This window comes from Oryzisolibacter propanilivorax, from assembly GCF_900103645.1.
Taxonomy (GTDB): Bacteria; Pseudomonadota; Gammaproteobacteria; order Burkholderiales; family Burkholderiaceae_C; genus Melaminivora; species Melaminivora propanilivorax.
This window is the reverse complement of the sequence record NZ_FNHP01000007.1, coordinates 134,009-156,937: the sequence shown is the minus strand read 5'-3', so window position 1 is coordinate 156,937 and position 22,929 is coordinate 134,009. Positions and strand designations below refer to the sequence as shown.

General features: G+C 68.8%; 21 protein-coding genes. 8 read left to right on the top strand and 13 right to left on the bottom strand.

Annotation, left to right across the window (positions count from 1 at the left end):
• A partial coding sequence (locus tag BLQ61_RS12895) for a methyl-accepting chemotaxis protein (RefSeq protein ID WP_245704047.1) occupies positions 1-582 on the top strand: 582 nt, incomplete at its 5' end.
• Between the two features lie 60 nt (positions 583-642).
• Here the strand turns inward: BLQ61_RS12895 and BLQ61_RS12890 are convergent.
• From BLQ61_RS12890 to ubiU, 6 genes are all read right to left on the bottom strand, one after another.
• Entirely contained in the window at positions 643-2,136 is a 1,494-nt protein-coding gene (locus tag BLQ61_RS12890) for a UbiD family decarboxylase (RefSeq protein WP_091570947.1), read from the bottom strand.
• A gap of 201 nt (positions 2,137-2,337) precedes the next feature.
• On the bottom strand, positions 2,338-2,940 hold the full coding sequence (locus BLQ61_RS12885) for a UbiX family flavin prenyltransferase (RefSeq protein ID WP_091570944.1): 603 nt from the start codon (positions 2,938-2,940) through the stop codon (positions 2,338-2,340).
• On the bottom strand, positions 2,937-3,365 hold the full coding sequence (locus BLQ61_RS12880) for a putative zinc-binding protein (RefSeq protein ID WP_091570941.1): 429 nt from the start codon (positions 3,363-3,365) through the stop codon (positions 2,937-2,939). Before BLQ61_RS12880 ends, BLQ61_RS12885 begins: the two co-directional genes overlap by 4 nt.
• Positions 3,362-3,886 carry a ubiquinone anaerobic biosynthesis accessory factor UbiT gene (ubiT, locus tag BLQ61_RS12875; protein WP_091570939.1) on the bottom strand — a complete coding sequence of 175 codons (525 nt, stop codon included), beginning with the start codon at positions 3,884-3,886 and terminating at the stop codon, positions 3,362-3,364. The genes BLQ61_RS12880 and ubiT overlap by 4 nt, the downstream gene beginning before the upstream one ends.
• A gap of 121 nt (positions 3,887-4,007) precedes the next feature.
• The gene (locus tag BLQ61_RS12870) at positions 4,008-4,913 is read right to left on the bottom strand and encodes a U32 family peptidase (RefSeq protein ID WP_091570936.1); all 906 of its coding nucleotides are present in this window, start codon (positions 4,911-4,913) and stop codon (positions 4,008-4,010) included.
• A 358-nt stretch (positions 4,914-5,271) separates the two neighbouring features.
• The gene (ubiU, locus tag BLQ61_RS12865; RefSeq protein ID WP_091571000.1) at positions 5,272-6,330 is read right to left on the bottom strand and encodes a ubiquinone anaerobic biosynthesis protein UbiU; all 1,059 of its coding nucleotides are present in this window, start codon (positions 6,328-6,330) and stop codon (positions 5,272-5,274) included.
• A 276-nt stretch (positions 6,331-6,606) separates the two neighbouring features.
• On the opposite strand from ubiU, the gene BLQ61_RS12860 reads away from it, so the two are divergent.
• Both BLQ61_RS12860 and BLQ61_RS12855 read left to right on the top strand, forming a co-directional pair.
• Positions 6,607-7,977, top strand: coding sequence for a tryptophanase (locus BLQ61_RS12860; RefSeq protein ID WP_091570933.1), 1,371 nt, complete (start codon positions 6,607-6,609; stop codon positions 7,975-7,977).
• A 125-nt stretch (positions 7,978-8,102) separates the two neighbouring features.
• On the top strand, positions 8,103-11,651 hold the full coding sequence (locus BLQ61_RS12855) for a class I SAM-dependent DNA methyltransferase (RefSeq protein ID WP_091570931.1): 3,549 nt from the start codon (positions 8,103-8,105) through the stop codon (positions 11,649-11,651).
• Between the two features lie 65 nt (positions 11,652-11,716).
• Here the strand turns inward: BLQ61_RS12855 and BLQ61_RS12850 are convergent, their stop codons facing one another.
• The 5 genes from BLQ61_RS12850 to grpE all read right to left on the bottom strand — a co-directional run bounded on the left by BLQ61_RS12850 (position 11,717) and on the right by grpE (position 17,235).
• Positions 11,717-12,784, bottom strand: a complete 1,068-nt coding sequence (locus BLQ61_RS12850) for a formylglycine-generating enzyme family protein (protein ID WP_425415621.1) — start codon at positions 12,782-12,784, stop codon at positions 11,717-11,719.
• Between the two features lie 103 nt (positions 12,785-12,887).
• Positions 12,888-13,214 (bottom strand): hypothetical protein, encoded by a 327-nt coding sequence (locus BLQ61_RS12845; protein ID WP_091570928.1) that lies wholly within the window; start codon positions 13,212-13,214, stop codon positions 12,888-12,890.
• Between the two features lie 86 nt (positions 13,215-13,300).
• Positions 13,301-14,434: a molecular chaperone DnaJ gene (dnaJ, locus tag BLQ61_RS12840; RefSeq protein ID WP_091570926.1), complete on the bottom strand. Its 1,134-nt coding sequence runs from the start codon at positions 14,432-14,434 to the stop codon at positions 13,301-13,303.
• A 152-nt stretch (positions 14,435-14,586) separates the two neighbouring features.
• Positions 14,587-16,560 carry a molecular chaperone DnaK gene (gene dnaK, locus BLQ61_RS12835; protein ID WP_091570924.1) on the bottom strand — a complete coding sequence of 658 codons (1,974 nt, stop codon included), beginning with the start codon at positions 16,558-16,560 and terminating at the stop codon, positions 14,587-14,589.
• Positions 16,561-16,698: 138 nt separating this feature from the next.
• Positions 16,699-17,235, bottom strand: a complete 537-nt coding sequence (gene grpE, locus BLQ61_RS12830) for a nucleotide exchange factor GrpE (protein ID WP_091570921.1) — start codon at positions 17,233-17,235, stop codon at positions 16,699-16,701.
• A 275-nt stretch (positions 17,236-17,510) separates the two neighbouring features.
• Between grpE and rpsF the strand changes: the two genes are divergently transcribed.
• The 5 genes from rpsF (at position 17,511) to dnaB (ending at position 20,653) form a co-directional block, all read left to right on the top strand.
• A complete protein-coding gene (gene rpsF / locus BLQ61_RS12825; protein ID WP_091570918.1) occupies positions 17,511-17,948 on the top strand; it encodes a 30S ribosomal protein S6 in 438 nt (145 codons plus the stop codon).
• Positions 17,949-17,962: 14 nt separating this feature from the next.
• On the top strand, positions 17,963-18,256 hold the full coding sequence (gene priB, locus BLQ61_RS12820) for a primosomal replication protein N (RefSeq protein ID WP_245704046.1): 294 nt from the start codon (positions 17,963-17,965) through the stop codon (positions 18,254-18,256).
• Between the two features lie 18 nt (positions 18,257-18,274).
• Positions 18,275-18,556 (top strand): 30S ribosomal protein S18, encoded by a 282-nt coding sequence (rpsR, locus tag BLQ61_RS12815; protein WP_091570915.1) that lies wholly within the window; start codon positions 18,275-18,277, stop codon positions 18,554-18,556.
• A 12-nt stretch (positions 18,557-18,568) separates the two neighbouring features.
• Positions 18,569-19,021 (top strand): 50S ribosomal protein L9, encoded by a 453-nt coding sequence (rplI, locus tag BLQ61_RS12810; protein ID WP_091570913.1) that lies wholly within the window; start codon positions 18,569-18,571, stop codon positions 19,019-19,021.
• Between the two features lie 210 nt (positions 19,022-19,231).
• Positions 19,232-20,653 carry a replicative DNA helicase gene (gene dnaB, locus BLQ61_RS12805; RefSeq protein WP_091570910.1) on the top strand — a complete coding sequence of 474 codons (1,422 nt, stop codon included), beginning with the start codon at positions 19,232-19,234 and terminating at the stop codon, positions 20,651-20,653.
• Between the two features lie 63 nt (positions 20,654-20,716).
• Here dnaB and BLQ61_RS12800 read toward each other — a convergent pair whose 3' ends face one another.
• Complete coding sequence (locus BLQ61_RS12800) at positions 20,717-21,103, bottom strand: hypothetical protein (protein WP_091570907.1); 387 nt, start codon at positions 21,101-21,103, stop codon at positions 20,717-20,719.
• Between the two features lie 2 nt (positions 21,104-21,105).
• Positions 21,106-22,881: a PhoH family protein gene (locus BLQ61_RS12795; RefSeq protein WP_091570905.1), complete on the bottom strand. Its 1,776-nt coding sequence runs from the start codon at positions 22,879-22,881 to the stop codon at positions 21,106-21,108.
• Between the last annotated feature and the right edge of the window lie 48 nt (positions 22,882-22,929).

The window sequence follows — 22,929 nt, the reverse complement described above, 5'->3', positions numbered from 1 at the left end:
CGCTCGGCCGAGGCGGCCAAGGAGATCAAGCAGCTGATCGGCGCCAGCGTGGACAGCGTGCAGGCCGGCTCGGCGCAGGTCGAACAGGCCGGCCAGGGCATGCACGGCATCGTCGAGGGCGTGCGCCGGGTGGGCGAGCTCATTGCCGAGATCACGGCGTCCTCAAGTGAACAGGCCAATGGCATCGGCCAGGTCAACCAGGCGGTGGCGCAGCTCGACCAGATGACGCAGCAAAACGCGGCGCTGGTCGAGCAGTCCAGCGCGGCGGCGGCGGCCATGCACGAGCAGGCGCAGCGCCTAGCGCAGGTGGTGGCGGTGTTCAACGTAGGTGCGGCGGATAGCCAGACAGCAGCAGCTGTGGCCACCACGGCGGCGCTGGCGCGCGCGCGAGCCCAGGACGCGCGGCCGGCGCGCGCCGCAGCGACGGGCCTGCAGCCCGTAGCTGGCGTGCAGCTGGCACCGCCGGCGCACACTGCAGCGCCCAGTGCCGCAGCCCTGCGCACTGCGGCGTCTGCGCGCGTTGCGCTGGCCGCGTCCGCGGCCACGGCCGGTGTCCAGGGCGACGATTGGGAAAGCTTTTGACGGCGCTACAGGTTTGATGGCTGGTGGCGTTTGCCGGGCAAGGGCCAGAGGCCGAAAACGCTATAAACCCAGCGCCTCGGCCAGCGCGTCCATGCGCGCCTGCACGGCAGCGTTCATGGCCATCGGCCGGCCCCACTCGCGCTGGGTCTCGCCGGGCCACTTGTTGGTCGCGTCCAGCCCCATCTTGCTGCCTAGGCCGGCCACGGGCGAGGCGAAGTCCAGGTAGTCGATGGGCGTGTGCTCGATGAGGAGCGTGTCGCGCGCCGGGTCCATGCGCGTGGTCATGGCCCAGATCACGTCGGGCCAGTGGCGCGCGTCCACGTCCTCGTCCACGACGATGATGAACTTGGTGTAGAGGAACTGGCGCAGGTGGCTCCATACGCCCATCATCACGCGCCGCGCGTGGCCGGGGTAGGCCTTCCTGATGCGCACCACCGCCATGCGGTAGCTGCAGGCCTCGGGCGGCAGGTGGAAGTCCAGGATCTCGGGGAAGGCGCGCTGGATCAGCGGCACGAACAGCTCGCCCAGCGCCAGGCCCAGCATGGCCGGCTCGTCCGGCGGCTTGCCGGTGTAGGTGCTGTGGTACAGCGCGCCTTCGCGCTGCGTCATGCGCTGCACGGTGAGCACCGGGAACTCGGCGCGCTCGTTGTAGTAGCCGGTGTGGTCGCCGTAGGGCCCCTCCAGCGCATGCTGCCAGCCGCTGGGGTGCTGCGCGTCGGGCAGGATGTGGCCCTCCAGCACGATCTCGGCGTGCGCCGGCACCTTCAGCGGCACGCCAAGGGCCGCCGCCACCTCGGTGCGCGCGCCACGCAGCAGGCCGGCGAACTGGTACTCGGACAGCGCATCGGGCACCGGCGTCACCGCGCCCAGGATGGTCGCCGGGTCGGCGCCGATGGCCACCGCCACCGGATACGGCTGGCCCGGGTGCTGGCGGCAGTGCTCGGCGAAGTCGAGCGCGCCGCCGCGGTGCGGCAGCCAGCGCAGGATAAGTTCATTTTTCGACAACAGCTGCTGGCGGTAGATGCCCAGGTTCTGCCGGCGCTTGTGCGGCCCGCGCGTGATGGTCAGGCCCCAGGTGACCAGTGGCGCCACGTCGCCCGGCCAGCAGTGCTGCACCGGCAGGGTGTGCAGGTCCACATCGCCGCTCTCGACCACTACCTGCTGGCACGCCGGGCGCTGCACGGTGGACGGCGTCATATGCCACAGCGAGCGCACCAGGTCGCGCCGCTGCCACAGCTCGCGCACGCCGCGCGGCGGCTCGGGCTCCTTCAGTTGCGCCAGCACCTCGCCGAAGGCGCGCACTTCGGTCATCTCGCGTACGCCCATGGCGCGCGCCACGCGCGCCACGCGCGCCGGCGTGCCGAACAGGTTGGTCAGCACCGGCATGTGGTGGCCGGTGGGGCGCTCGAACAGCAGCGCCGGGCCGCCGGCGCGCAGCACGCGGTCGGACAGGGCCGTCATCTCCAGGTGCGGCGAGACCGGCTCAGCGATGCGGCGCAGCTCGCCGTCCGCCTCCAGCTGGGCCAGGAAATCGCGCAGGTCGCGGTAGGGCATGGGTCGTGAGGGGAGGGGGATGCGGCGCAGGCTCCCTCACCTGGGCGGTGAGGGCGAAGGGGGGGTGGTTCGGGCGGGGCGCCCGGCTCGGGCAGGCCCTCACCCCGGCCCTCTCCCGCGTGCGGGAGAGGAAGTGATGCACGGAAATATCAGATTTTTGATCAAAATCCTTGAAAGCCCATATGGATAAAAGGATGGGGGCTATGTTTTCAATAGCGCCGGCTCGGCCGGCAGGCCCTGCCAGCGCGGCGACAGCGTGTGCTCCACGCCCAGCAGGTCCAGCGCGCGGCCGACACAGTGGTCGACGATCTCGCCGACGCTGGTTGGGCGCTGGTAGAACGCCGGCATGGGCGGGCAGACGATGGCGCCCATCTCGGTGGCGGTGGTCATGTTGCGCAGATGCACCAGGTGCAGGGGCGACTCGCGCGTCATCAGCACCAGGCGGCGGCGTTCCTTCAGCGCCACGTCGGCGGCGCGCGTCAGCAGGTTGTCGGCCAGGCCGTGGGCGATGGCCGCCAGCGTGCGCATGGAGCACGGCGCCACCACCATGCCGTGCGCGTTGAACGAGCCGCTGGCGATGCTGGCGCCGACGTTGTCCAGCTCGTGCACCACATCGGCCAGCGCGCGCACCTCGGGCGGCTCCATGTCCAGCTCGTGGCGCAGGTTGCGCCAGCCGGCGCCGGACACCACCAAGTGCGACTCGACATCGGGCACGTCGCGCAGCGCCTGCAGCAGCCGCGCGCCATAGACGGCGCCGCTGGCGCCCGAGACGCCGACGATGATGCGGCGGGGGGAAGGGGTCATGGTGATCGCTCGTCCTGCAGGGGGTGGGCACGCAGCTGGGACTCTACCTGCTGCAATACCTGCTGCGCCTGCGCGGGGTCGAAGTCCTGATGGCTGCGCTTTTTCACACCGTATTCGTGCAACTGGTAGTGCCGCGCCGGCGCCAGGCCGTGGCGCGCCAGGGTGCTTTTCACGCACACCAGCGGGCAGCCGTCCAGGGCCACGATGGGCCGGCCAGATTTCGCCAGCTTCACCAGCTTGGGCACGTCGCCGCCGACGCCGGCGATGCACGACATCTCGGCCACGCCGCGCCGGTCCAGCTGCAGCGCGACATGGTTGGCCAGCTGCGCGGCGCTGGAACAGCCCGAGCAGGAATAGACCAGCGGCAGGGCCGCCGCCGCGCAGGGCTGTTGGTCGTCCGGGACCGGCTCGGCGTCGCCGGTCATGGCTGCTGGCGCAGGAAGGCGGGCAGCGGTGGCAGCGGCAGGCGCTGCGCCAGGCGCGGCGCGCGGCGCGCCAGCACGGCGTGCGGCGTCCAGTGCGCGGGATCGAGCACCGGCAGCTCCAGCGCGTCCAGTGCGTTCTTCACCAGCAGGCCCAGCTCGGTGTCGCCCTCCATCACCAGGCGGCGGTTGAAGAACAGCGTGTCCGGGTCCTGGCGGCGCTGCGCCAGCAGCACGAAGTCCTGCGCGTTGGCGCTGATGGCCAGGTCGGGCGTGGCGTGCGGGCGGCTGGCGGCGAAGCGGGTGCCGTCCCAGGTGAAGTCGAACGCCACACGCGCGTCGCGCACGCGGATCGAGATCTTCCTGCCCTGCAGCAGCGTGCGCACGTCGTCCGGCAGGTGGCGCGCCAGCGCCAGGTTGATGGCCGCCACCAGCAGGCGCGAGCCGGGGTAGGCAGGCAGGCGCGCCAGCGCGGCGCCGACCGGGCGCGGCAGGGTGTAGGGGGCAGGTGGGGTGGTGTGCATGGGCGGGGTTCCTGGGGTGTGGCGCGGCAGAGGGACGACAGACAAGGGGTGGCGAGGGGGCTGGGATCGGGTAGCTGGGTGCGGCAGAACGCGGGCGGCGAAGCGTGCTGCGCGCCGTGCCTCAGGCGCCCGCCGCGTCCTCGACCAGTTCCAGCCCCGGCTTGCCGTGCCAATAGCCGTTGCACGGCGCCTCGGGCATCAGCGGGCGCAGGCGCTGCAGCGCGCCGGCGTCGGGTACCGCGGCGCGGCGCGCGGCGTCGAATTCGGCCACCACCTGCGCCATGTGCTGCGACTGCGGCGACAGGCGCAGGATGTCCACGCCCGCGGCGGCCAGGGCGGGCACTTCCTGGATCAGGTTGTGCACGCGCGCCGACTGCGTCTGGATGCCGTTGAGCACCAGGAAGGCCTCGCCCTCGCGCGTCGTCAGCAGCTGCCCATCAGGATGGTGGATGCAGGAAAAGCCGCAGTCGTCCTTGGGCAGGTTGTAGTGCCGCGCGGTGAAACAGCGCGCCGAGAACGCCAGCGGCATGCGGCCGTAGGCGAACACCTCGGCCTGCAGCCCCGCCGGGCGCTGCGCCAGCAGCGTGGCCACGTCGGCGCCGGTCATCTCCAGCGGAGCCACCCAGCGCTGCGCGCCCAGCCCGGCCATCCATTCCAGGGCATCGGCGTTGAACAGGTTCAGCTGCGGCCCGGCGACGAAGGGCGCGCGGCGCTGGTGCAGCTGGTGCACGGCGCCCATGTCGTTCGCCTCGACCAGGAAGTCGCCCTGCTGGGCGATGCGGCGCATCACGGTGACATCGGCGACCGACTCCAGCAGCACCATGGTCGAGAGCACCGGCTGCTTGCCGGCGTCCTGCAGCAGGCGCGCCACGTCCAGCCAGTCTTCGGCGCGCAGCTCGTGCCGGCGCGAGCACACGGCCTCGCCCAGGTACACGATGTCCAGCGGCATCTCGGCGACCGCCTGGTAGAACTCGAACACGGTCTCGCGCGGCCAGTAGTACAGCAGCGGGCCCAGGGCCAGTTTCATGGGAGAGGTGTAGGGCATGGCTTTGTTTCTTTGATAGCAATCGGCCGTTGTTCCATCAGGGCTTCAGCCGGTTTTGCTCCCTCTCCCCCGTGGGGAGAGGGCCGCGGTGAGGGGTGCGTTCGAGCGCAGTGCCCTGGCCCAGCGCCCTCACCCCGGCCCTTTCCCGCGCGCGGGAGAGGGAGAAGGAAAAGAGGGCGCACGGTGTGGCTGCCTGGCCCCCTCTCCCGCTGGCGGGAAAGGGGGGTGAGGGCGGTGGTTCGGGCGCTGCGCTTCAAACAAACCCCCTCACCCCGGCCCTCTCCCGCACGCGGGAGAGGGAGGATAAGAGCGCGGCGCGCGCTGGAGCGGTCGCGGCGCATCACTTCCACGGCCGGTGGTAGGCCCCCAGCGTGTGCTGCTGGCCTTCCGCCAGTTGGTCCAGGCTGGCCATCCAGGCGGTCTTGGGCGTATACAGGTGCCCCTGCGCCAGGCAGTGGTCGATGGCCTCGCGCCACACGCGCGTCACCTGCGCCACGTAGGCGGGGCTGCGCTGGCGGCCCTCGATCTTGAAGGCGCGCACGCCCATGCGGATCAGCTGGGGCAGCAGCTCCAGCGTGTTCAGGCTGGTGGGCTCCTCCAGCGCGTAGTAGTTCTTCTCGCCGTCCACGTCGAAGCGGCCCTTGCACAGGGTCGGGTAGCCGGCGTTCTCGCCCGGCGTGTAGCGGTCGATCAGCACGCCGTTCAGGCGCGCGTGCACGCCCTGCGGCGTTTCCTGCCAGCGCACGGCCTTCGGGGGTGAGCACACGCCGTGGGTGTTGGGCGACTCGCCGGTGGCGTACGACGACAGCGCGCAGCGCCCCTCGACCATCACGCACAGGCTGCCGAAGCCGAAGACCTCGATCTCCACCGGCGTCCTTTGCACCAACTGGCGCACCTGCTCCAGCGCCAGCACGCGCGGCAGCACCGCGCGCTGGATGCCGAACTGCTGGTGGTACAGCGCGATCGCGTCGTGGTTGGTTGCCGAGCCCTGCACCGACAGGTGCAGGCGCAGCTGCGGGTGTTGGTCGCAGGCATAGCGCATCAGCCCGGGGTCGGCCAGGATGACGGCATCCACGCCCCAGGCGGCGGCGCGGTCCAGCGCGCGCCGCCACGGCGCGGGGTCGCGCGCCTGCGGATAGGTGTTGAGCGCCAGCAGCACCTTGCGGCCCCGCTGGTGCGCATAGGCGATGCCGCTTTGGATGGCCGCCTCGTCGAAGTTCAGCCCGGCGAAGTTGCGCGCGTTGGTCGCGTCGCGCAGGCCGAGATAGACGCAGTCGGCGCCGCCGTCGATGGCGGCCTTCAAAGCGGGCAGGCTGCCCGCGGGGCAGACCAGCTCGGGCGCGGCAGGGGCCGGGGCGGTGGTGGGGGAGGGGTTCAGCGAAGCGGCAACAGCAACCATCGTGGGGTGGCCCGCCAAGGCGGTCGGTCAATCGTTGTTCGGTCAGTAAAGAGGGTCAGGCGCTCGCAGAGCGCGACCCGAGCGCCGCACCTTAGGCCGCCGCAGGTGCCAGGCTCTGACATTTCTCAAGCAGGCGCGTGCATGCCCGAAGCAAACGCCTAGGTCTTGACGCCGATCGACTGTTTTGCCCCTGCGTTGCAAATAACCGACACCACGACCTGCTGGCCCGCACTACCTTGCGCGCCATCGTCCGCACCTGACCTTGAAAGGAACCCCATGCCCAAGACCCTGATCGAGCCCTTCCGCATCAAGAGCGTCGAGCCCATCCGCATGACCACCCGCGCCGACCGCGAGCGGCTGCTGCAGGAAGCGCACCTGAACGTCTTCAAGCTGCGCGCCGAGGACGTGCTGATCGACTGGCTGACTGACTCGGGCACCGGCGCCATGTCCAGCCGCCAGTGGGGCGCCATCATGGAAGGCGACGAGAGCTACGCCGGCGCGCGCAGCTACTACCGGCTGGAGAAGGTGATCCAGGACATCACCGGCATGCCGCACTTCGTGCCCACGCACCAGGGCCGCGCGGCCGAGAAGGTGCTGTTTTCCGCCGTCTGCAAGGCGGGCGACGTGGTGCCGAACAACTGCCACTTCGACACCACGCGCGGCAACCTCGAGTTCATGGGCGTCACCGCGCTGGACCTGGTGATCGCCGAAGGCCTGCAGCCGGCGACCCTGCACCCGTTCAAGGGCAACATCGACCTGGAACGCGCGGAAAGCCTGCTGAAAAGCGAAGGCGCGCGCATCCCGTTCGGCATGCTGACGGTGACCAACAACACCGGCGGCGGCCAGCCGGTGTCGATGGCCAACATCCGGGCGTATTCGCAGCTCCTGAAAAAGTACGGCAAGCCGCTGGTCATGGACGTGTGCCGCTTCGCCGAGAACGCCATGTTCATCAAGATGCGCGAGGCCGGCTACGAGAACACGCCCATCCCCGAGATCGTGCGCGAGATGTTCTCGTACGCCGACGGCGCCACCATGAGCGCCAAGAAGGACGGCATGGTCAACATCGGCGGCTTCATCGTGCTGCGCACGGACGAGTGGCTGGACGGCGTGAGGAACGGCCTGATCATGATGGAGGGCTTCCCGACCTACGGCGGCCTGGCCGGGCGCGACCTGGAGGCGCTGGCCGTCGGGCTGCAGGAGGGCATGGAGGAAGACTACCTGCGCTACCGCCTGCGCACCGCCGAATACCTGGGGGAGCGGCTGGAGGCGGCCGGCGTGAACTTCGTCAAGCCCACCGGCGGCCACGCCGTCTATATCGACGCGCGCAGCGTGCTGCCCGACATGCCCATCGCGCACTACCCCGCCTGGGCGCTGTGCAACGCGCTGTACCTGGAGGGCGGCATCCGCGGCGTGGAGATCGGCTCGGTGATGTTCGGCAAACGGCTGGAGGATGGCACCGAGACCTTCCACAGTATGGAGCTGGTGCGCCTGGCCTTTCCGCGCCGCATGTACACGCAAAGCCACTTCGACTACGCCGCCGAGGTGATCGCCGAGGTCAAGGACAGGGCCGCCAGCATTCGCGGCGTGAAGATCACCAAACAGCCGAAGTTCTTGCGGCACTTCACCTGCGAGTGTGCGTGGGTGTGAGGCAATGGGCCATGGCAGGGTGGTGCTGGTGTCGCAGGACGAATGCGCGGGCGGCCTGAAGCGCCCACCGTGCGCGCCCCTGCCCATAATCGCCGCCAGCCCCCGTCCAGTCCCCACCCGCGCCCATGACCGACTTCAGCCTCGCCACCCCTGCCAGCCTTGATGCCGACCGGCCCGCCGAGGACGCCGCCGCCCACGCCTTCATCGCCCGCTGGCAGGGCGTGGCCGCCAGCGAGCTGGCCACGGCGCAAAGCTTCGTGATCGAGCTGTGCGAGCTGCTGGGCGTGCCGCGCCCGCACGCCACGCCCGAGCAGGACTACATGTTCGAGCGCCCCGTCACCTTCCAGCACGGCGACGGCAGCACCAGCAGCGGGCGCATCGACTGCTACCGGCGCGGCTGCTTCGTGCTGGAGGCCAAGAAACTGCGGGCCGCCGGCCATACCAAAGGTTTTGACGACGGCATGCTGCGCGCGCACAGCCAGGCCATGGGTTACGCCCGCGCGCTGCCCGTGGCCGAGGGGCGCCCGCCGTTCGTGCTGGTGGTGGACGTGGGCCACGTCATCGAGCTGTACGCCGAGTTCAGCCAGAGCGGCGGCGCCTACACCCCGTACCCGGATGCGCGCAGCCACCGCCTGGCGCTGGCCGACCTGGGGGATGCGCGCGTGCGCCAGCGGCTGCGCCAGGTGTGGCTGGAGCCGCACCGGCTCAACCCGGCGCTCATCAGCGCCGAGGTCACGCGCACCGTGGCGGCGCTGCTGGCGCGCCTGGCGCGCTCGCTGGAGGCCAGCCTGGGTTTTGAGTCAAATCGGCCTCAAGCCTATATAAACAAAAGGCATGCAGCTCCTGAAATAGTAGCAAACTACCTGACCCGCTGCCTGTTCTCGATGTTCGCCGAGGACGTGCAGCTGCTGCCCGAGGGCAGCTTCCAGGGCCTGCTGCAAAAGCACCGCGATCATCCCGCCCGGCTGCGCGACGTGCTGCGCGCGCTGTGGTGCGACATGGACCGCGGCGGCTTCAGCGGCGTGCTGTCCGAGCATGTGCTGCACTTCAACGGCAAGCTGTTCAAGGGCGCGGACGAGGACGGCTACAGCCTGCTGCTCACCCCCGAGCAGGTGGACCTGCTGATCGAGGCCGCGCGCGCCAACTGGCGCCAGGTCGAGCCGGCCATCTTCGGCACGCTGCTGGAGCGCGCGCTCGACCCCGCCGAGCGCCACGCCCTGGGCGCGCACTACACGCCGCGCGCCTACGTCGAGCGGCTGGTGCTGCCCACTGTGATCGAGCCGCTGCGCCGCCGCTGGCAGGACGCGCGCGCTGCCGCCCTGGTGCTGGCGCGCGAGGCCGCCGCGCTGCAGGGCAAGGCCGCGCAGACCAAACTGGAGCAGGCCCGCGCCGAGCTACGGGCCTTCCACCACCACCTGTGCAGCGTGCGCGTGCTCGACCCGGCCTGCGGCAGCGCGAATTTTCTGTACGTGACGCTGGAGCATTTGAAGCGCCTGGAGGGCGAGGTGGTGGACGCGCTGCAGCAGCTCGGCCAGACGCAGGACCAGCTCGGCTTCGAGGGCGAGACGGTGACGCTGCAGCAGCTGCTGGGCATCGAGCTGAACGCGCGCGCCGCCGCGCTGGCCGAGCTGGTGCTGTGGATCGGCTGGCTGCAGTGGCACATCCGCGCCCGCGGCCGCGCCAGCGTGGCCGAGCCGGTGGTGCACGCCTACGGCAACATCGAGTGCCGCGACGCCGTGCTGGCCTGGGACACGCGCGAGCCCGCGCTGGACGCCGCCGGCCAGCCCCTGAGCCGCTGGGACGGGCAGACCTTCAAGCCGCACCCGGTCACCGGCCAGGCCGTGCCCGACGAGGCGGCGCGCGTGCCGCAGTGGCGCTATGCGGGCGCGCGCAAGGCGGCATGGCCGCAGGCGGATTACATCGTGGGCAATCCGCCGTTCATCGGAAAACTGCGCATGCGCGAAGCCCTGGGCGACGGCTATGTCGAGGCGCTACGCGGGGCTTGGCCCGAAGTACCCGAGAGCGCGGACTTCGTCATGTACTGGTGGCAGCACGCCGCCGCGCAGGTGGCGGCGGGCCGCACGCAGCGCATGGGCCTCATCACCACCAATAGTGTGACGATGATCTTCAACCGGCGCGTGGTGCAAACGGCTTTAGATGCGGGCACACACTTGGTAATGGCCATTGCCGATCACCCTTGGGTGGATGGCAAAGGCGGAGCTGCTGTGCGCATTGCCATGACCGTTTTGGCTGCCGGGAGTGACGAGGGCGAGCTTCAAGTGGTACGTGCTGAAATGCCACAAGAGCACGGCGAGATGGCCGTTGATCTCAATGCTCAACGGGGTGCGATCCACGCTGATCTGAAAATCGGCGCCAATGTCGCTGCTGCACTGCCCTTGCGCTCCAGTCAGCGCTTGTCAAACACAGGTTACCTACTGGGTGGTCGGGGTTTCGTGTTGACCGCTGAAGAGGTGGCGACGTTGGTAGCTCGGCCAGAAAACGCGCCTTGGATATTCCCGTTGTTTAACGGAAAGGACATCACTGGGATCCCTCGGGGTTACTCAGTCATTGACGCCCACGGCGCCAGTTCAGAGAGTTTGCGCAGCGACGCGCCGCAAGTCTGGCAGAGGCTGCATGACACCGTATGGCCTGAACGGCAGGTCAACCCCGATCCCAAGGTTCGCGCCAATTGGTGGCTCTTTCGCCGCAGTAATGAGCAACTGCGCGCTGCAACGCTCGGCTTGCAGCGGGTAATTGTCACCGTCGAGACGGCGAAACATCGCGTGTTTAGTTTCATCGCTGGCAATAGCCGCCCGGAGCACAAGCTGGTAGTCATCGCGCTGGACGACGCCTATTCGTTAGGCGTGCTTTCCAGCCAGCTGCATGTGGATTGGGCAATGGCGACTGGTGGTCGGCTGGGTGTTGGGAACGATCCCGTCTATAGCAAATCCCGCTGCTTCGAAACCTTCCCCTTCCCCGCCGACGACACCGGCCTGACCGAGGCCCTGCGCCAGCGCATCGCCGCCCTGGCCGGGCAGATCGACGCGCACCGCAAGCAGGTGCTGGCCGCCGGCCACGCCGGCCTGACGCTGACCGGCCTGTACAACGTGCTGGCCGCGCTGCGCGAGGGCCGGGCGCTGAACCCGAAGGAGCAGGCGCTGCACGCCCAGGGCCTGGTCGGCGTGCTGCGCGAGCTGCACGACGAGCTGGACGCCGCCGTGCTCGCCGCCTATGGCCTGCCGGCCGCTGCCGACACGCAGCAGGTACTGGCGCATCTGGTGCAGCTGAACGCGCGCCGCGCCGCCGAAGAGGCCGCCGGCCAGGTGCGCTGGCTGCGCCCGGACTTCCAGAACCCACAGCAATCGCTATCGAATCAGGAGCTGGAGGCCGTTGAATCCAAAGGGCTGGAGGCCGATTTGGCTCCAAACCCCGCCGCCGCCCCGGCCGCGCCCGCCGCCCAGCCCTGGCCCGCGTCCCTGCCCGAGCAGGTGCGCGCCGTGGCCGATGTGCTGGCCGCCAGCGGCGCGCCGCTGCGCCTGGCCGACCTGGAGGCGCGCTTCAAGGGCCGGGGGCCGTGGAAGAAAGGCCTGCCCCTGCTGCTGCAGACGCTGGAGGCCCTGGGCCGCGCGCAGGCCGTGGCGCTGCCTGGCGGCGTGGCCGCCTGGCGCGGCTGACACCGCGCGCGAACGACCGGGCGGCGCCCTGCCGGGCGGCAGGGCTACGGCCTGGCGTGCGGGCTTCAGCGCGCGCTGCCCGGCGGCGCCGCTGCCGCATCGGCCGGCAGCGCCTCGCGCACCAGCCGCAGACCGACCAGCGGGTAGCGCGTCTGCGGCGTGTTCCAGTTGCGGAACGCGCAGCGCGCATACAGCGCCCAGGTGTGCCACGAGCCGCCCCGGCGCACGCGCACCTGGCCCTGCGCCGGGCCGGTGGGGTCTTGCGCGGGCGATTGCGCATAGGCCGTCTCGCCGTACCAGTCGGCGGTCCATTCCCAGGCGTTGCCCAGCATGTCGTACAGGCCGAAGGCGTTGGGCGCGAAGCGGCCTACCGGGGCGGTGAAGGCAAACCCGTCGCGGCCGGCCAGCGCATGCGCGCGCCAGTGCGGCCAGTGCGCGGCGCTGTCCGCATCGAACGTGTTGCCCGCGCCCAGCAGCCCGGCCGGGTCGTCGCCGTGCGGGTGGCGGGTCTCGGTGCCGGCGCGGCAGGCGTACTCCCACTCGGCCTCGGTCGGCAGGCGGTAGCGCACGCCCTCGCGCGCGCTCAGCCAGGCGGCCAGGGCCTGCGCATCGTTCCAGGTCACGTTGACCACCGGGTGGTCGTCCCCTTGTGCGAAGCCGGGGTTGCGCCAGGAGTAGCGCGGCGAGCGGCCCTCGAAGGCATCGCCGCGCGCGCTGGTGGCCGGGTCGTACACCGGGTTGAAGCCGTAGCCGCCGGTGCCGTCGGCATCCGCCTCGGCCACATGGCCCGACTGCTCGACAAAGCGGCGGAACTGGCCCACGGTCACCTCGTGCCGGCCCAGCCAGAAGGCGCGGGTGATGCGCACCCGGTGGCGCGGCGCCTCGTCGGCCAGGGCGGTGAAGCGGGCGCGCTCCAGGCCGGGGTAGTCGCGCACCAGGGCGTCGGGGCGCTCGTCGCTGCCCATCCAGAAGCTGCCTGCGGGGATCAGCACGAACTGCATGCCCAGGGTGTTGGTGAGTACCAGCGGCGACGGCTGTGGCGCTGCGCAGGCGGCGAGCAGCAGCGCCAGCGCGCCCGCTGCCATGCGTGTGGCGTGCGCGGCGGCACGGTGAATGGGCGAGGGCAGGGGCATGGCGCCTTCCGAAGGGGCAGCGGGGCCGGCCAGCGTAGCGCCGGCGCGCCGGTGCGGCAACGGGGCCGGCCCGGGGCAGGAGGGCCCTGCCCTGGCAGCGTTGTCAGCGGCCCGCGCCCGGGCGTTCGAAGGCGTGAAAGAACACCCAGGCCGCGCAGAAGTACACCAGCGGGTAGCCCAGCACCCAGCCGGCCAGCGCCAGCCAGGCGGCGGTGCGATCGGCGGCCACGACCACGGCATGCGCCAGGGCCAGCGCCAGGCCGGCGCTGTAGCCCAGCAGCGCCAGGTAGGCCGCGGCGGCCGCCACGCCCCGCAGCGTGCGCCGCCCTTGCGCCAGCCGCAGGCTGCCGCGCGCCATCTGCCGCGCAATGCCGACCAGGCGCCGCAGCGCCAAGGCGAAGACCAGGGGGAGCAGCAGCAGGAACACCATGGCGCAGGGACGGAAAGAAAAAAGCCCCGCGCCAGGGCCGCTGGCGGCAGGGCTGGGAGCCGGGCAGGGCAGGCCAGGCGCCCGCGTCAGCTGAAGAAGCTCTTGAGCTTATCGGTCCAGCTGTCGGTCGAGGGTGAGTGCTTGGCGCCGCCTTTTTTCAGCGACTCGTCGAACTCCTTGAGGATCTTGCGCTGGTACTCGGTCAGCTTCACCGGCGTCTCGACCACGATGTGGCAGTACAGGTCGCCGGGGTAGCTGGACCGCACGCCCTTGATGCCTTTGCCGCGCAGGCGGAACTGCTTGCCGGCCTGGGTGCCCTCGGGGATGTCGATGGCGGCCTTGCCCTGCAGCGTCGGCACCTCGATCTCGCCGCCCAGCGCGGCGGTGGTGAAACTGACCGGCACCTCGCAGTGCAGGTCGTCGCCGTCGCGCTCGAAGATGTCGTGCTTCCTGATGCGGATTTCGATGTAGAGGTCGCCGGGCGGTCCGCCATTGGTGCCGGGCTCGCCGTTGCCGGTGGAGCGGATGCGCATGCCATCGTCGATGCCGGCGGGGATCTTCACCTCCAGCGTCTTTTGCTTCTTGACTTTGCCCTGCCCATGGCAGGTGGTGCAGGGCTCGGGAATGATCTTGCCCGTGCCGCGGCACTGCGGGCAGGTCTGCTGCACGCTGAAGAAGCCCTGGCGCATCTGCACCGCGCCGGCACCCTGGCAGGTGCCGCAGGTCTTGGCGCTGGTGCCCGGCTTGGCGCCCGAGCCGTGGCAGGTCTCGCAGCTCTCCCAGCTGGGAATGCGGATCTGCGCCTCCTTGCCGTTGGCGGCTTCCTCCAGCGAGATGTCCATGGCATAAGACAGGTCGCTGCCGCGGTACACCTGCCGCCCGCCGCGCGCGCCGCCGCGCTGGCCGCCGAACATGTCGCCGAAGATGTCACCGAAGGCCTCGGCAAAGCCGCCGAAGCCTTCGCCGCCCATGCCGCCGCGCATGTTTGGGTCCACGCCGGCATGGCCGAACTGGTCGTAGGCTGCGCGCTTTTGCGGCTCCGACAGGATCTCGTAGGCTTCCTTGGCTTCCTTGAAAGCTTCCTCGGCCTTCTTGGCGGCATCCCCCTGGTTGCGGTCGGGGTGGTGCTTCATGGCCAACTTGCGGTAGGCCTTCTTCAGCTCGTCGTCCGAGGCGTTCTTGGGAACACCCAGCACTTCGTAGTAATCGCGTTTGGACATGGTGTAGTGACTTCAACCCAATAGGTGCATACCGATGTACGCCGGCCGGCATGTGGCGCCGCCGCGCCAGCCCGCGCCGGTGACGGCGGGGGCTGGCGCGGCGGCGGGTGGCATGCGCCTGCGGCGCCTGAACGGCGCGCCGGAGAAAAAGGTCAGTCCTTCTTGACTTCCTTGACTTCGGCATCGACGACATTGTCGTCATCGCCGCCACGCGAGGCGGAAGACTGGCCGCCGCCGGCAGATGCGCTGCCTGCGGCGCCCTGCGCGGCGCCAGCGTCACCGGCTGCGCCCTGGGCGGCGGCCTGCGCATCGGCATAGACCTTCTCGCCCAGCTTCTGGCTGGCGTTCATCAGCGCGGTGGTCTTGTCGTCGATGGCGGCCTTGTCCTCGCCCTTGAGCGCGTCCTCCAGCTCCTTGACGGCGGCCTCGATCTTTTCCTTCTCGCCGGCCTCCAGCTTGTCGCCGTGCTCGGAAAGGCTCTTGGTCACCGAATGCACCGCCGCCTCGCCTTGGTTGCGCGCCTGCACCAGTTCCAGCTTCTTCTTGTCGTCAGCGGCGTTCAGCTCGGCATCCTTGACCATCTTCTGGATCTCGTCCTCGGACAGGCCGGAGTTCGCCTTGATGGTGATCTTGTTCTCCTTGCCCGTGCCCTTGTCCTTGGCGCCGACGTGCAGGATGCCGTTGGCGTCGATGTCGAAGGTCACTTCGATCTGTGGCGTGCCGCGCGAGGCCGGGGCAATGCCCTCCAGATTGAACTCGCCCAGCAGCTTGTTGGCGGTGGCGATCTCGCGCTCGCCCTGGTAGACCTTGATGGTCACGGCCGGCTGGTTGTCCTCGGCGGTGGAGAAGGTCTGCGCAAACTTGGTCGGGATGGTCGTGTTCTTGGCGATCATCTTGGTCATCACGCCGCCCAGGGTCTCGATGCCCAGCGACAGCGGGGTGACGTCCAGCAGCAGCACGTCCTTGCGGTCGCCCGACAGCACTTGGCCTTGGATAGCGGCGCCCACGGCGACGGCCTCGTCCGGATTCACGTCCTTGCGCGGCTCCTTGCCGAAGAACTCCTTCACCTTCTCCTGCACCTTGGGCATACGGCTCATGCCGCCGACCAGGATCACGTCGTTGATGTCGGACACGCTGATGCCCGCATCCTTGATGGCGGTGCGGCAGGGCGCCAGCGTGCGCTCGATCAGGTCGTCCACCAGGCTCTCCAGCTTGGCGCGAGTGAGCTTGATGTTCAGGTGTTTCGGACCCGAGGCATCGGCGGTGATGTAGGGCAGGTTGATGTCGGTCTGCGCGCTGTTGGACAGCTCGATCTTGGCCTTCTCGGCGGCTTCCTTCAGGCGCTGCAGGGCCAGCACGTCCTTGGACAGATCGACGCCCTGGTCCTTTTTGAACTCGGTGATGATGTAGTCGATGATGCGCTGGTCGAAGTCCTCGCCGCCCAGGAAGGTGTCGCCGTTGGTGGCCAGCACCTCGAACTGCTTCTCGCCATCGACATCGGCGATCTCGATGATCGACACGTCGAACGTGCCGCCGCCCAGGTCATACACGGCAATCTTGCGATCCGCCTTGTCCTGCTTGTCCAGGCCAAAGGCCAAGGCCGCGGCGGTGGGCTCGTTGATGATGCGCTTGACGTCCAGACCGGCGATGCGGCCGGCGTCCTTGGTCGCCTGGCGCTGGGCATCGTTGAAGTACGCGGGCACGGTGATGACAGCCTCGGTCACGGGCTCGCCAAGATAGTCCTCGGCGGTCTTCTTCATCTTGCGCAGCACCTCGGCGCTGATCTGCGGCGCGGCCAGCTTCTGGTCGCGCACCTGCACCCAGGCGTCGCCGTTGTCGGCCTTGACGATCTGGTAGGGCATCAGGTCGATGTCCTTTTGTACTTCCTTTTCGTCGAACTTGCGGCCGATCAGGCGCTTGGCAGCGTAGATGGTGTTCTTGGGGTTGGTGACCGCCTGGCGCTTGGCAGAAGCGCCGACGAGGATCTCGCCGTCGTCCTGGTAGGCGACGATGGACGGCGTGGTACGCGCACCTTCGCTGTTCTCGATCACGCGCGTGGTGTTGCCTTCCATGATGGCCACGCAGCTGTTGGTGGTGCCCAGGTCGATACCGATGATTTTTGCCATGTTCTCTCTCCGCTGTCTGTATTAGGAATGAAGGGGGAATGTTCGGACCAGTGGTTACATGTGGTTAAGGCGCCGGTCTTCAAGCGGCAGGGCACGGGAAATCCCTGAAATCCGCCAGGCGCGCTTATCCGCGCAGCCTTACTTGGGCGCGGCCACCGTCACCAGCGCCGGGCGCAGTACCCGGTCGAAGATCAGATAGCCCTTTTGCAGCACGCCGACGATGGTGTTGGCTTCCTGCTCGGCCGGCACCATGCTGATCGCCTGGTGCTGGTGCGGGTCGAACCTGGTGCCAGGCTCGGGATTGACCACGACCACCTTGTTGCGCTCGAGCGCGCTGATCAGCTGGCGGCGCGTGGCATCCGAGCCCTCGCGCAGCTGCTCGGCGGTGGCGCTCTCGATGGCCAGCGCAGCGTCCAGGCTGTCGCACACCGGCAGCAGGCTTTCGGCAAAGCTCTCGATGCCGAACTTACGCGCCTTGGCGACCTCGTCGTCGGCGCGGCGGCGGGCGTTCTCGGCTTCGGCCTTGGCACGCAGGTACTGGTCGGCCAGGTCGGCGCTCTTGGCCTTCAGCTCCGCCAGTTCGCCTTGCACGCGCGCCAGCTCGTCGGCGGCGTTGGTGGCCATCGCGGCCTCGAGTTCTTCGGGAGCAGGGTTGGTTTGGGGCTGATCGGACATGTGCATGTTGTAGGAAGGGTTGAACACAAGGGTATGCGGCGGGAGGTGGGTGCGGGCGGCGCGGTTTTCAAGCGCCGGGCACTGACACAGGTGCGGGCGCGCTGCCACGCACGGCGGCAGCAACCCACGCGCCGCAGGCCTTCATGCGGCGGGCAGTGTACAAGGCCGGGCAGGGCGTCATATAATCGCGCGTTTTGCCTTGCCATACTGCTTGCCTGGAAGGGGTCTGCTCTTTCGGCTGACGCGGCAGGTGGCTTCATCCAAAAGGAGTGTGCATGCGTCACTACGAAATCATCTTGTTGATCCACCCGGATCAAAGCGAGCAGGTCCCCGCCATGCTCGAGCGCTACAAGGGCATGATCACCGCCGGCGGTGGCCAGATCCACCGCGTGGAAGACTGGGGCCGCCGCCAGCTGGCCTACCTGATCAACAAGCTCGCCAAGGCCCACTACCTGTGCCTGAACATCGAGGCCGATCAGGCCGTGATGGCCGAGCTGGAGCACGCCTTCAAGTTCAACGACGCCGTGCTGCGCCACCTGACGGTACAGCGCAAGCAGGCCGACACCGGCCCGTCCTCGATGATGAAGACCGTCGAGCGCGAGGAAGCCCGCAAGGCCAGCCAAGCCGAAGCCGCCGCCGCCGGCGAGCGTGGTGAGCGTTCCGACCGTGGCGAGCGTTCGGAGCGCGGCGAGCGCGCTGGCGCCGAGCGCTGATCCGCCCGGCAGGAGTGGACACCAACCAGCTGCACCTGCACGCGACGCTGGCCGAGGCGCAGCCGCTGCGCTACACGCCCGCCGGTCTGCCGGCCATCGACATCGTGCTGGCGCACGAGTCGGTGCAAAGCGAGGCCGGCGGCCCGCGCCAGGTGAAGCTGACCGCCAAGGCGATCGCCTTCGGCACGTTGGCCGAACGGCTGGCGCGGCAGGCGGTCGGCAGCCAGTGGCGCTTTGGCGGCTTCATGGCCGCGGGGCGCAACGGCAAGGGGCTGGTGTTCCACATCCAGGACATGCAACAGGAATAAATTTTCAAGAGGTCCAATATGGCCACGTTCAAGAAATTCAACAAGGACAAGCGTCCCAAGCGCAACACCCAGTCGCTGCTGTTCAAGCGCAAGCGCTTCTGCCGCTTCACCGTCGCCGGCGTCAAGGAAATCGACTACAAGGATGTCGACACCCTGCGTGACTTCATCGCCGAGAACGGCAAGATCATCCCCGCGCGCCTGACCGGCACGCGCGCCATCTACCAGCGTCAGCTCAACACCGCCATCAAGCGCGCGCGCTTCCTGGCCCTGCTGCCGTACTCCGACCAGCACAAGATCTAAGGAGCACGCACCATGCAAATCATCCTGCTCGACAAGGTCCAGAACCTGGGCAACCTGGGCGAGATCGTCAAGGTCAAGGACGGCTACGCCCGCAACTTCCTGATCCCCACCGGCCGCGCCCGTCGCGCCACCGCCGCTGCCAAGGCCGAGTTCGAAGCCAAGCGCGCCGAACTGGAAAAGGCTGCCGCCGAGAAGCTGGCAGCTGCCCAGGGCGAAGGCGAGAAGCTGGCCGGCTCCACGGTCAAGCTGACGCAGAAGGCCGGCGTCGACGGCCGTCTGTTCGGCTCGGTGACCAACCAGGACATCGCCGAAGAGCTGAACCGCCAGGGCTACAAGCTGGTCAAGAGCCAAGTGCGCCTGCCCAACGGCCCCCTCAAGACCACTGGCGACACGACCATCAACGTGGCACTGCACACCGACGTGGTGGTCGAGGTGACTGTGGCCGTGTACGGCGAAACCGCCTGAGTCGCGCGTCCTCCGCGTGCCTTCGAAAAAACCGCCTTCGGGCGGTTTTTTCATTCTGGGGCCGGGCAGTTGTGCACCCTGCGCCCACCGCTTGTCCACAGGGTTGTGCAATGACGCGCGGCGCCAGCCTCGCTAGCATCGCGTTCCCTTCGTTCCTTTGTGCGGTATGTGCCGAGTGTTCCCCGGCCCCCGCCTGCCTGCCAGCCCTTCATGTCCGCCGTCCTGTCCATTCCCGCCGCCGACTACGAATTTCCTCCTCCGCTGGACCAGGAGGTGGCGCAGTTGCGCGTGCCGCCGCATTCGGTCGAGGCCGAATCCAGCGTGCTGGGCGGTCTGTTGCTGGACAACATGGCCTGGGACCGGGTGGGCGACTTGCTGAACGAGGGCGACTTCTACCGCCACGAGCACCAGCAGGTCTATGGCGCCATCAGCGCGCTGGTGAATGCCGGCAAGCCGGCCGACGTGATCACCGTGCACGAACACCTGCAAAGCCTGGGCAAGGCCGACGGCATGGGCGGGCTGGCTTACCTGAACGGCCTGGCGCAGTATGTGCCCAGCGCCAGCAATATCCGCCGCTACGCCGAGATCGTGCGCGAGCGTGCCATTCTGCGCAAGCTGGTCACGGCCAGCGACGAGATCGCCACCAACGCCTTCAATCCCCAGGGCAAGGCCGTCGAGCGCATCCTGGACGAGGCCGAGCAGAAGATCTTCGCCATCGGCGAAGAGGGCTCGCGCATGAAGCAGGGCTTCCAGCCGCTGGACACGCTGGTGGTGGACCTGCTGGACCGGGTGCAGGAGATGGCCGACAACCCGATGGACGTAACCGGCGTGCCCACCGGCTTCGCCGACCTGGACCGCATGACCAGCGGCCTGCAGGCGGGCGACCTGGTGGTGCTGGCGGCGCGCCCATCCATGGGCAAGACCTCGTTCGCGGTGAACATCGCCGAGCACGTGGCGCTGAACGAGGGGCTGCCGGTGGCGGTGTTCTCGATGGAAATGGGCGCGGCCCAGCTGGCGGTGCGCATCGTCGGCTCCATCGGCCGGGTGAACCAAGGCAACCTGCGCACCGGCAAGCTGACCGACGACGAATGGCCGCGCCTGACCGAGGCCATCGAGCGGTTGCGCAACGTCTCGCTGCATATTGACGAGACGCCGGGCCTGACGCCTTCGGAATTGCGTGCCAACGCGCGCCGTCTGGCGCGCTCGTGCGGCAAGCTGGGCCTGATCGTGGTCGACTATCTGCAGCTGATGAGCGGCTCGGGTGCCAGCAGTAGCGAGAACCGCGCCACCGAACTGGGCGAGATCTCGCGCGGGCTGAAGATGCTGGCCAAGGAGCTGCAATGCCCGGTGATCGCGCTGTCGCAGCTGAACCGCTCGGTCGAGCAGCGCACCGACAAGCGGCCGATGATGAGCGACCTGCGCGAGTCCGGCGCCATCGAGCAGGACGCGGACATCATCATGTTCATCTACCGCGACGATTACTACAACAAGGACTCCAAGGAGCCCAACGTCGCCGAGATCATCATCGGCAAGCAGCGCAACGGCCCCACCGGCACCGTCAAGCTGTTCTTTCAGAAGAACCAGACGCGCTTCGAAAACCTGGCCATGGGCTACGGCGGCGACGATTATTAAGCGCCAAAAATGGCGCAGGCCCTTTATATCAAAGGGTCTCCAGCTATTGTTTAAATAGCAAAATCAATGCGACAGCACCCAGGCCAACAGGCCGGTGCTCGCCACTCCCAACAGGGCACAGGCCAGCGCCAGCCAGCGCGACCGCACGCGCAGCGCCTCCACCGCCCGTACCACCTGCGCGTTCTGCTCGGCCAGCGAGCGGATCAGCACTGCACTGGCGCGCTGTTCCTCCTGCAGCTGATTGACGCGCTGCTGCAGCGCCGCCAGCTGCTCGCCAAGAACATCACGCGGCTCGCCGCCCAGATGCACCGCCGCCGGCGCGGCAGGTGGCTGGGGAGTGTTCTCGTCGCCGCGGCGCATGAGCTTGCGCGCGCCCTGCACGATCTGCGGGGCGGCGTCGATGACCTGCCCCCAGGGTACGAACTTCAGCGCGGACAGCCAGCCGGCCATGCCTACAGCACCTCGCTGGCGAAATCGGCCAGGCGCGAGCGCTCGCCGCGCGCCAGCAGGATGTGGCCGCTGTGCGGCCAACCCTTGAAGCGGTCGACCACGTAGGTCAGGCCCGAAGAGCCTTCCGTCAGGTAGGGCGTGTCGATCTGCGCCAGGTTGCCCATGCAGATGATCTTGGTGCCGGGGCCGGCGCGGGTGATCAGCGTCTTCATCTGCTTCGGGGTCAGGTTCTGCGCCTCGTCGATGATGACGTATTTGTTCAGGAAGGTGCGCCCGCGCATGAAGTTCAGGCTCTTGATCTTGATGCGGCTCCTGATCAGCTCGTTGGTCGCGGCGCGGCCCCACTCGCCCGCGTTGCCGCCATCGCCCTTGGCGAGAAATTCGAGGTTGTCGTCCAGCGCGCCCATCCACGGGCCCATCTTCTCTTCCTCGGTGCCGGGCAGGAAGCCGATGTCCTCGCCTACGCTCACGGTGGCGCGGGTCATGATGATCTCGGTGTAGCGACGCTCGTCCAACACCTGCGTCAGGCCGGCGGCCAGCGCCATCAGCGTCTTGCCGGTGCCAGCCGTCCCGGTCAGGGTGACGAAGTCCACTTCCGGGTCCATGAGCAGGTTCATGGCGAAGTTCTGCTCGCGGTTGCGTGTGTTCACGCCCCACACCGTGTGCTTGGACGAGCCGTAGTCCTTGAGTGTCTCCAGCACCACCGTCTTGTCGCGGATCTCGGTCACGCGCGCATACAGGCTGGGCTCGCCCGGCGCCTCGAAGTACACGAACTGGTTGATCATCAGCTGCGCCGCCAGCGGGCCGCCGATGCGGTAGTACGTATGTGCGCCGCTCTGCCAGCTCTCGACCTTCTTGCCGGCCTTGTTCCAGAAGTCCGGCGGCAGCGCCAGCGCGCCGGTATAGAGCAGGTCGACGTCGTCGATGGTCTTGTCGTTCTGGTAGTCCTCCGCCACCAGGCCCAGCGCACGCGCCTTGACGCGCATGTTGATGTCCTTGGACACCAACACCACCTCGCAGTCGGTGCGCACGCGGCGCAGTGCGGCCACCACACCCAGGATCTGGTTGTCGGCCTTGCCCTGGGGCAGGCTGGCGGGCAACTCGTAGTCCAGCGGCTCAGTCTGGAAGTACAGGCAGCCCCCCGCCGCGGTATGACCGGTGGCGTTCAGCTTCAGGCCTTCGACGATGTCGGCGCTCTGCGCATCGACCAGCGCATCCAGCGTACGGCTGGCTTGGCGGCCGTTGCGCGCCACCTCGGTCATGCCCTTCTTGTGGCCGTCGAGCTCCTCCAGCACCACCATGGGCAGGAAGATGTCGTGCTCCTCGAAGCGGAACAGGCTGGTCGGGTCATGCAGCAGCACGTTGGTGTCCAGCACGAACATCTTGCGCAGGCCGCTGGCCGCGCGCTGGCGCGTGGCCGGCTTCGGCGTCGCCGTCTTGACGGGTACAGAGGCAGCCGGTGGCGTAGCAGCGGTTGGCGCTGCCACGGGCCTGGCGGCGGCAGGCTTCGGCGCCGCGGTGCGCTTGGCTGCCGGAGCACGGGCCGGTGCTGCCGGCGGCGGGGCCGGCACGGCCGTGCTGGCCTGCTCCTGAGTAGCGGCAGGGACTGTCGCCTTGGCGCGTGTCTTGCGTGCCGGGCGGCCGGCAGCGGGCTTGGCGGCGCTGGCCGTCACCTCGCGGGCGGGCAGCTCCTCGGGCTCATCCTCGCCGACGGTCTGGCGATAGGCGCTGGGCGCCAGCAGGGCGGCACGCTTGTTCGGGGCAGGGGGCAGGGGCATGGGGAAACAGCCTGGGAAGAAGAAGGGGCGCGACGGGCGGGGCGGCGG